This is a genomic window from Verrucosispora sp. NA02020, from assembly GCF_013364215.1.
Lineage (GTDB): Bacteria > Actinomycetota > Actinomycetes > Mycobacteriales > Micromonosporaceae > Micromonospora.
Map to the genome: position 1 here is coordinate 1,418,753 of NZ_CP054923.1, position 9,031 is coordinate 1,427,783.

7 protein-coding genes are annotated in these 9,031 nt (G+C 72.5%); 3 read left to right on the top strand and 4 right to left on the bottom strand.

The annotated features are described in order from the left end of the window. Positions 1–3 precede the first annotated feature (3 nt). The 3 genes from HUT12_RS06210 to HUT12_RS06220 all read left to right on the top strand — a co-directional run bounded on the left by HUT12_RS06210 (position 4) and on the right by HUT12_RS06220 (position 4,134). The gene (locus tag HUT12_RS06210) at positions 4–783 is read left to right on the top strand and encodes a thioesterase family protein (protein ID WP_176092774.1); all 780 of its coding nucleotides are present in this window, start codon (positions 4–6) and stop codon (positions 781–783) included. 7 nt (positions 784–790) lie between these two features. Beyond that, positions 791–1,963, top strand: coding sequence for an acyl-CoA dehydrogenase family protein (locus HUT12_RS06215; RefSeq protein WP_176092775.1), 1,173 nt, complete (start codon positions 791–793; stop codon positions 1,961–1,963). Between the two features lie 152 nt (positions 1,964–2,115). Next, positions 2,116–4,134 carry a sigma-70 family RNA polymerase sigma factor gene (locus HUT12_RS06220; protein WP_176092776.1) on the top strand — a complete coding sequence of 673 codons (2,019 nt, stop codon included), beginning with the start codon at positions 2,116–2,118 and terminating at the stop codon, positions 4,132–4,134. Positions 4,135–4,167: 33 nt separating this feature from the next. Here HUT12_RS06220 and HUT12_RS06225 read toward each other — a convergent pair whose 3' ends face one another. The 4 genes from HUT12_RS06225 to HUT12_RS06240 all read right to left on the bottom strand — a co-directional run bounded on the left by HUT12_RS06225 (position 4,168) and on the right by HUT12_RS06240 (position 8,576). Then, positions 4,168–4,566: a carboxypeptidase-like regulatory domain-containing protein gene (locus HUT12_RS06225; RefSeq protein ID WP_176092777.1), complete on the bottom strand. Its 399-nt coding sequence runs from the start codon at positions 4,564–4,566 to the stop codon at positions 4,168–4,170. A gap of 132 nt (positions 4,567–4,698) precedes the next feature. After that, positions 4,699–5,739 carry a serine protease gene (locus tag HUT12_RS06230; protein ID WP_176092778.1) on the bottom strand — a complete coding sequence of 347 codons (1,041 nt, stop codon included), beginning with the start codon at positions 5,737–5,739 and terminating at the stop codon, positions 4,699–4,701. A gap of 175 nt (positions 5,740–5,914) precedes the next feature. Further along, positions 5,915–7,186, bottom strand: a complete 1,272-nt coding sequence (locus tag HUT12_RS06235) for a cation:proton antiporter (RefSeq protein ID WP_176092779.1) — start codon at positions 7,184–7,186, stop codon at positions 5,915–5,917. 79 nt (positions 7,187–7,265) lie between these two features. Next, positions 7,266–8,576, bottom strand: coding sequence for an MFS transporter (locus HUT12_RS06240; RefSeq protein ID WP_176092780.1), 1,311 nt, complete (start codon positions 8,574–8,576; stop codon positions 7,266–7,268). Between the last annotated feature and the right edge of the window lie 455 nt (positions 8,577–9,031).

The following is a 9,031-nucleotide window of genomic DNA, read 5'->3' on the forward strand; positions in this document are numbered from 1 at the left end:
CCGATGGGCTCGCCGGTCTTCGCCCAACGATGGCTCGGGATGCAGGGCATCTTCGGCGGGTTCGTGCTCGGCCGGATCGTGGACGCCGCCGACAGCGTCGACGGCTTCGCCCCGCAGGCCGTGACCATGCACTTCGTGGCGGGGGTACGCCCCGGGCCGGTGCAGGTGACCACCGAGACGCTGCACCGGGGACGGGCCACCGCCAGCCTGCGGATCACGCTCAGCCAGCAGGACCGGGCGCGGGTGCACGCGATGGCCTCGCTGGTGCCGGTCGGTCAGCGGTTCCGTTGGCGTCGCCGCGAGGACCCGGCGGCCTGGGGCGACCCGGAGACGCTGCCCGCGTACGTGCCCCGGCACCGGCCGCTGGCCTACAGCGCACAGCTCGACGTACGCACCGGCAGCGCGGCGAGCCTGGCCGACGGCACCTCCGCCTGGGTACGGATCGCCCCCGAGGCCGAGCTGGGGGAGGCACTCGGGCCGCACGCCGTCGCCTCGATCTTTCTCGACGCGCTGCCGCCCGGCCTGTTCACCCTCGCCCCGCCACCGCACTTCGTGCCCTCGGTGGACTTCACCGTCCACTTTGCGCCCGACGTCGGCGACGTCGCGGGTGGCTGGCACCACGTGGTCAACCGGACGGTCTGGTCGACGGAGGACTTCTGCGTCGACGAGTCGACGCTGCACGACCGGGCCGGTAACCCGATCGCGCAACTGCGCCAGGGCCGGGCGATCCAGTGGCACGACCACACCCGTACGCCCGCCACCGCCGGACCCGGGGCCGGGTGAGCGGTCGATGCCGGGTGACAACGGCATCCTCGCCGCTCTCGACCTGGACCGGACGTTCCTCGCCGAGGAACACCGGTCCCTGCGCGACCTGCTCCGGCTGGTGGTCGCCCGAGACGTGGTACCCGCCGCGCCCGAGTGGGAGCGGCAGCGGCGGGTACCACCGGGCGCGTTCACCCACCTCGGCGACCTCGGGCTGCTCGGCCTGTCGTTCCCGACCCGCCTCGGCGGCGGTGAGGCGGGCGTCCGGGGCGCGGTCGTGTTCCACGAGGAACTGGCCCGCTCCACCTTCGGCGGGGTGGCCAGCTCGGTCGGCACCCACACCGACTTCTCCGCGCTGCACCTGGCCCGGGCCGGCAGTGCCGCGCAGGTCGACCGGTGGCTGCCGGCGATCCTCGCCGGGCGGACCGTCGCCGCGCTCGCGGTGACCGAACCCGAGGCGAGTTCCGACCTCACCCGGCTCGGCCTGCGGGCCCGTCGTGACGGTGACGCGTACGTCCTGAACGGCACCAAGACCTTCATCACCAACGCCAACCTCGCCGACCTCTTCTTCGTGGTGGCCCGCACCGGCGACACGGGTCGGCACGGGCTGTCGTTGTTCGCCGTCGAGCGGAGCGCGCCCGGCCTGGCCAACGGCCGCACCTTCGACAAGTCCGGCTGGCATTGCGCCGACACCGGGGAACTCGTCCTCACCGACTGCCGGATCCCGGTGGCGCACCGAATCGGTCCGGAAGGTGCGGGGTTCGGGTTGCTGATGCGCGGCCTCGACCACGAGCGGCTCTGCCTGGCGGCGCAGGCGGTCGGGCTGGCCGAGGCGGCGCTGGACGCCACCGTCGGCTGGGCGCGTACCCGGCCCGCGTACGGCGGGGTGCTCTGGGACAAGCAGGCGGTCCGGCACCGGATCGCGGACCTGGTGGGACGGCTCGCCGCCGGCAAGACGCTGCTGTACCACGCCGCCGCGCAGCTCGACCGGGGCGCCGACGGCCGGGTGTTCGCGGCGCTGCTCAAGGCGCAGTTGCCGGAGCTGGCCAACGAGATCGCCTACGCGGCGGTGCAGTTCCACGGCGGGGCCGGGTTCGTCCGGGAGGGCCCGGTGGAACGGATCAGTCGGGACGCCCGCTTCCTCGCCATCGGCGGTGGCGCCACCGAGGTCATGCGCGACGAGGTCGCCCGCCTGATCTGAGTCCGTGACGGACCGGCCATGGCCCCGACGACGATGTTCGCGGAAACTGTTATCTCGTCCCGGGCCTGCCGTCTCCTGTGGGGAGGCATCGGCCGGATGTCCCGTCCGCCCGGAGTGCGGTGGCGGTGCGAACACGTGGAGGAGTGGCGGGTATGCGGGTCGGAGACCGGGGTGGCGCGGACGCGAGTCTGGTGATCGCCGCCCGCGCCGGTGAACCACAGGCGCTCGACGCCCTGCTCGCGGCCTCCCTGCCGCTGGTCTACAACGTGGTCGGCCGGGCGTTGCGCGGGCACGCCGACGTCGACGACGTGGTCCAGGAGACGCTGCTGCGCGTCGTGCGGTACCTGACCGAGTTGCGGGACCCGACCGCCTACCGGTCGTGGCTGATCGCCATCGCGGTCCGGCAGGTCCGTGATCGCGAACAGCGGCGCCGTGCCGCGCAGGAGCACACCTCGGACCTCGACGTCGCGTACGGGGTGCCGGATCCGGCGGCGGACTTCGCCGGCCTGACGATCCTCCGGCTCGGCCTGACCGACCAGCGGCGGGAGGTCGCCGAGGCGACCCGCTGGCTGGATCCCGACGACCAGACGTTGCTGGCGCTCTGGTGGCTGGAGTCGACCGGCGACCTGGACCGCACCGAGCTGGCCGCCGCCCTCGGCCTCACACCCGCCCACGCGGCGGTGCGGGTGCAGCGGATGAAGGAGCAGTTGGAGGTGGCCCGGAGCGTGGTCCATGCGCTGCGGACCGCCGACTGCGCCGGGATGCAGGAGCTGACCCGGGGCTGGGACGGCCGGCCCCACCCGCTGTGGCGCAAGCGCCTGGCCCGCCACGTCCGCGAGTGCGGCCGGTGCGGCGGGTCCGGCGGCGAGCTGTTCCCGGTCGACCGGCTGCTCGCCGGGCTCCCGCTGCTGCCCGTCCCGCCCGGCACCGCCGAGAACGCGCTGGCCCACCTGTCGATGTCACCCACCCTGACCTCGAACGTCGCGTCGGTCACCCCACGGGCCGGCGTGGTGAGCCCCCACGCCCCGACCTCGGACCCGACGGTCGAGGCGTTCGGGCGCACCGCCGTCGTGCAGACCGACGGCGGTGCGCCCGGGGGTGCGCACGCGGCCCGCCCGCGTGGGCTGGCCGGCCTCCTGCCGGCCGGAGCGGCAAAGGTCGCCGGGCCGGTCGCCGCCGCCGTCGCGGTGGCGGTCCTCGCGGTCGGGGCGATCGTGGTCGCGCAGCGGACCGGCCCCACGCCCGCACCGGCGGCGCCACCACCGCCGGTGGCGGCACCGGCGTTCGAGGCGTCCTCGCCGCCACCCTCCCCGGATGCGACGGTCACGCCCTCCGCGACACCGACCACTCCGGGCGCCGGCACGTCACCGTCGGCGAGCCCGTCGTCGCGGCCGACACCCACGGCGGTACGCCCGGCCGCGCCGCCGCCCGCCGCCACCTCGACGAAGAAGGGCGTCGGCGTCTGGACCTTCGACGGGGTCGACCGGGCGCTCGCCGACTCCGGGGCGAGTTGGTACTACACCTGGAACGTCGCGCACCCCGGCGTCACCACCCCGCGCGGCAGCGAGTTCGTGCCGATGATCTGGGGCGCGGACAGCGTCACCGCCGCCAACCTGCGGCAGGCCAGGCAGAACGGGAAGTACCTGCTCGGGTTCAACGAGCCGGACCTGAACGGTCAGGCGAACATGAGCGTGGAGCGGGCGCTGGACCTGTGGCCGCAGTTGGAGGCGACCGGCCTGCCGCTGGGTAGCCCGGCGGTGGCCTGGGGCGGGGACCGGCCGGGGGAGTGGCTCGACCGTTTCATGGCCGGCGTGAAGGAACGCGGGCTGCGGGTCGACTTCATCGCCCTGCACTGGTACGGCGGCGACTTCCGCACCGCCAACGCGGTGGGCCAGCTCCGCTCCTACCTCCAGGCGGTGCACGACCGGTACGGGCTGCCGATCTGGCTCACCGAGTTCGCGCTGATCGACTTCTCGAACGGGGTCCGCTTCCCGACCCAGGCGCAGCAGGCGGCGTTCCTCACCGAGGCGACCCGGATGTTGCGTGGACTGCCCTGGCTGCACCGGTACGCCTGGTTCGGGCTGCCCGCCAGCGACAAGGACCAGACCGGCCTGTTCCGTCCCGGCGGCCAGACCACCGAGGTCGGGCGCGCCTTCCGGGCCGCCCGCTGACCCGGTCGGCCCGAGCCGGGTGTCACCGGGCGGTCAGCGCAGGACGAAGTCGAGTGTGGTGACCGCGCCGGCCGTGACGGTGGCGGTCTGTGGCTCGCTCGTCCGCTCGCCGGTGTCCACGACGATCTCGTACCGGCCGGGCGGGAGCCGCCACTCGTACCGCCCGGTGTCGCCGGTGAGGACGCCGATCTCGGGGACCGCCGGTGCCGGGTCGTCGAGCGACTCGACCAGGACGGCGGCACCCTGCACCGGATCACCGGTGGCGGTGGCGGCGGCGCCGGTCACGATGCCGGTGGTCTCACTGCGGGGTGGAGGTGCTGCCGGGCCGTCGTCCGAAACCGACCGGTCGCCGTGCCACGCCAGCAGGCCGGCCCCGATCAGCAACGGCGCGGCCACCAGCAGTGCGAGCGCCCCGAGCCGCCCCCTGGTCATGCCGGAACCCCGCTTCGCTCGCCCATGACTGCTCCCTCGCTTCTCGTGACGGACAGTTGTTGAGACGTGCCGCAGTGGCCGGCGGTTCCGTGGGGTGGGGGCGGTTCACCCCCACCCCACGTCCGATTCCGGTCAGCCGTTTCGCCAGGTGACCAGGTTGTTGGCGACGGACTCGGTGATCCGGGTCCCGTGGTTGTTGGTCGAGTGCGGTGCGGAGCCGTGCACGCCGTACGCGTGGATGGCCATCACGCACTCGCCGGCGCAGAACGAGCTGCCGGCCGGGCGGGTCTGGTAGACCGGGCTGCCGCTCTGGCAGCCGAAGGTGTCGTTCTGGTAGAAGACCTGCCGGTCGTGGGTGACCTGGATGGTCTGCCCGGCGTGCCGCCACTGCTGCCCGAAGGTCTTGTCGCACGGGTAGCCGCTGACCGTGCTGGCGGTGCCGGTCAACGTGGCGCTCTGCCACCAGAAACCGAACCAGCCGGTGGTGTTGCCGGCGGCGCAGTTGAGCCGGATCGCGCCGTAGTCGTTGGTCTCGCTGCCGTCCTGGGTCCAGCCGGTGACCGAGAGCAGTTGGGTCGCGGTGCAGGTGCCGTACGGCGTCGACGCCCCGTTCCGGCCGGGGATGATCTGGAAGTCGCCGCGCGGGTAGAAGCCGTTGCCGCCGCCGCCGTTGGCACCACCACCCGGGTGGACGCAGTGCCCGGCGGTGGCCACGATGCTGGGCCCGTACAGCCAGCCGGTGCAACCCCAGGTGGAGCCGCCGGTGGTCCGGACGATCTGCACGATGGCCCGGGACGGGAAAACCGTGGTCGGGTCGACGCGGACCCGGTTGTCGGTGCCGATCACGCTGAAGACGCCGGCCGAGGCGCCGCCCGCCTTCAGTGCCTGGCCGCCGGCGTCGAACCGGAGCCCGCCGGGCTGCACCGCGCCGCTGCCGGCGGCACCGGTGACGCCGCCGCCCCGGGAGCCGTCGACGCCGCGCTGCACGCTGGCGGAGAGGGTGGAACTGGGTACGGACCCGGAGTCCGCGACGGCGGCGTGCGCGCCGGACCGGGCGGTGGTGGTAGGTGCCGCGGTGGCCGGCGCGGCGGCGACCGCCGACGCCAGCACGGCGCTCAGACCGACGGCGAGCATGATCCGCAGTCGGGCGGTGATGGGCGGTGTGCGGGTCACGTGGGCCCTCCTCATCGAACGGTGACGCTGTCGATGGGGAAGCTATATCGGCCCGGATGATCCAGACTCGTCTCTGTCTGTCCGTCGACACCGCTACGTTCGGTTTCGGACAGATCGCACACCGTGTCGGCGTGTCGGGCGACGCGCCGACACGGTGTGTCGTCGAGATCGGGCGCTACCGGGCCGGGGTGCCCGCCGGTTCCAGGTCCGGCGCGTGCGGCGGCGCGGTGTCCCGGCCGCTGGGCATCGGATAGAGCAGGTGCAGCAGCGGCCCGGCCATCGCGGTCGTCACCAGGGCCATCACCACCATCGAGGAGTAGAGCTGGCCGTCGAGCATGCCGAGCTCCAGACCGACGGCGAGGATGATCAGCTCGGTCAGGCCACGCGTGTTCATCAGGACCGCGAGTGCGCCCGCCGGTCGCGGGGCCACCCCGCTGAGGCGGGCGGCGGCGAAGGCGCCGACGAACTTGCCGCCCACCGCGACCGTCAGGATGAGCCCCAGCTCGATCGCGTCGCCGACGTCCATGGCGGACAGGTCGACCTTCAGGCCGGCGACCACGAAGAAGATCGGCAGCAGCAACATGCTGTTCAGGTGCGTGATGCGCTCGCTGACCAGGGCCGTGACGCCCTGTTCGGGCAGGACGGAGCGGGGCATCACCACGCCGAACAGGAAGGCGCCGAAGATGAAGTGCAGCCCGATCCAGTCGGTGAACGCCGCCGACAGCAGCAGCCCGACCAATGTGATCACCAACGCCGCCGGCCGGGGCGGACCGCCCTCGGTGCGTTCGGCCAGCAGCCGGGCCACCAGCGGTCGGACGACCAGGAACATGGCCAGCACGTACGGCACGAAGAGCAGCACCCAGACGGATCCGGCACCGGCCCCGGCGACCGCGACCACGACGGCGAGCAGCGTCCAGGCGAGCACGTCGTCGATGGCGGCACAGGCCAGCGCCACGCTGCCCAGCCAGGTGCGGCTCAGGCCCCGGTCGATGAGGATGCGGGCCAGCACCGGGAACGCGGTCACCGACATGGCCGCCCCCATGAACAGCACGAAGCCCAGCTTGCTGTCGGTGGGGTGTCGGGGGAACAGGTAGACGGCCAGCAGCGCGCCGAGCCCGAACGGCACGGCGATGGAGCCGGCGGCGACCGTGCCGGCCACCATCCGTCGTCCCCGCAGCAGGCCGGCGTTCAGCTCCGTCCCGACGGTGAACATGAACAGCACGACGCCGATCGTGGCCAGGGCGGTCAGGATCGGCCGGATGTCGGTCGGGAAGAGCGTGTCGGAGATGAGGCCGTTGAACAGCGTCGGGCCGAGCAGGATGCCCACCAGCACCTCACCGATCACGGGAGGTTGCCGCAACCGCCGGGCCACCGCGCCCGCCCCGAAGGCGAGCAGCGAGATCAGGGCCAGCGCGAGGAGGAGTGTCGGGACCTGATGCGAAGACATGGGCGTCTGTCTCCTGGTGAGAACGGCGGGTTGTCAGGCGCCGGGAGGAGCCGGTCCGGGCGGGAGCGGCGGGCGGTGCCTAGCGGTCCGAGGTCGGCGTCACGACCGGCTTGGCGGCGGCGGCCAGTACGTCGCCGGCCGGCACGTCGGTGAGCTGCGCGCCGTCGGGCTGCCTGTCGCCGGCCTGCGCGTCGGTGAGCTGCCCGTCGGAATCGGTGGGCTGCGCGGGCCGGGTGACCAGGTAGACGGCGGAGACGGTGACGGCGGCGGCCACGATGCCCAGCAGCAGCCGGTAGTCGAGCAGGGCGATGAGGGCCGCGCCGACGGCGATCGACAGGGTCTGCGGCACGGTCACCGCGAACTCGAAGGCCGCCGACGCGCGGCCGAGCAGGTGCTCCGGCGTACGGCGTTGCAGGGCGGTGGTGGCGCCGACGACGAGCCACGGGATGCAGAGGCCGAGCAGGGCCATCGCGGCGACCACCAGCGGCGTCACCTGGATCATCAGCAGCATGCTGGAGACGGCGACCATCGCCAGGCCGATGATCACGGTCATGCTCTCACTGGTCCGGCGCAGGACCGCACCCGCCGAGACCCCGCCGATGATGGTCCCGACCGCCTGCGCCGCGCCGAGTACACCGAGGAACGTCGGCTCGCGGTCCAGCCCGGCGGTGACCACGGCCAGCCCGATCGCCTCGAAGAAGCCCAGCACGAGCATGGCCAGTCCACAGGAGACGACGAGCTGGCGCAGCGTCACGGTGCGGCCGATGAAGCGCAGCCCGGCGGTGATCTCGGTGCGCCAGGGTTCGCCGGACGGGACCGGCTTCGCCTCGTCCACCTTGATCGCGAGCAGGGCTCCGGCGGCCAGGACGAACAGTGCGGCGTCGATGAGGATGACCGCCTCCGGGCCGAACCAGGCGAACAGACCCGCGCCGACCACCGGTGCGAAGACCCGGATCAGGCCACGGACCGACTGGATGAGTCCGTTGGCGTCGCCCAGCAGGTCCTTCGACACGAGGGAGGGCAGCAGGGCGAGCTGGGCGGGACCGGTCACGCTGCCCAGCGCGCCGTAGGTGAACATCACCACGTAGACGAGCCAGACATGGTGGGCGCCGCCGACCAGGAGCAGCAGCAGGACGACGGCGGCGAGGGCGAGGTTCGCGCCGATGAGCAGGGGGCGTCGGCGTACCCGGTCGGAGAGCAGCCCGGCGGCGGGCAGCAGAAGGCTGCCGGCGGCGAAGGAGAACATCACCAGGGCGGCGGCCGAGGTGCTGCCACTTATCGTCTTGACCCAGATCGTCATGGCGAGGAACAGCGCGAAGTCGCCGAGGTTCGACGCCGTGTCCGCCAATACGAAAAGCCGCATCCGTCGCGTGGCAAGAATCCGTGACATGTCCTTCTCCTTGATAAAGGGCGCGCCGACGCGGGTGCGGCCTAAAGGCTGCCCCCCAAGGGTCACACAAAAGACCTGCTGAAGGGGCGGATCCGTTTCCACTTGGCACAGTTCTGCCAGCGTGCCGCCGGCTGCTTCGTTGGCGGGTGCGCTCCGGAACTAGGCAAAAACGGCCCTAAGATGACGAGGTCCTCGGGGTATCTGACCCAATCTTCCATGGCATGTCCGATTGGTTCCCCCGGTCTCTGGCCGTTGACACCCCGATCCGGTCACTCCTAGCGTGCTGCCTCGTAACCCGGCGGGACCTGATCCAATTGCCGGACACGGACAGTAATTCAAGGATCACTCGTCCAGCACGAATGGGGTGGACGGCGGCGCGATGAATTGCTTTTCTCTGCCCCCGCCGGTATTAGGGAGTGCGCGATGACGCGATCGCTGGTGGCTTCGGGAAACGC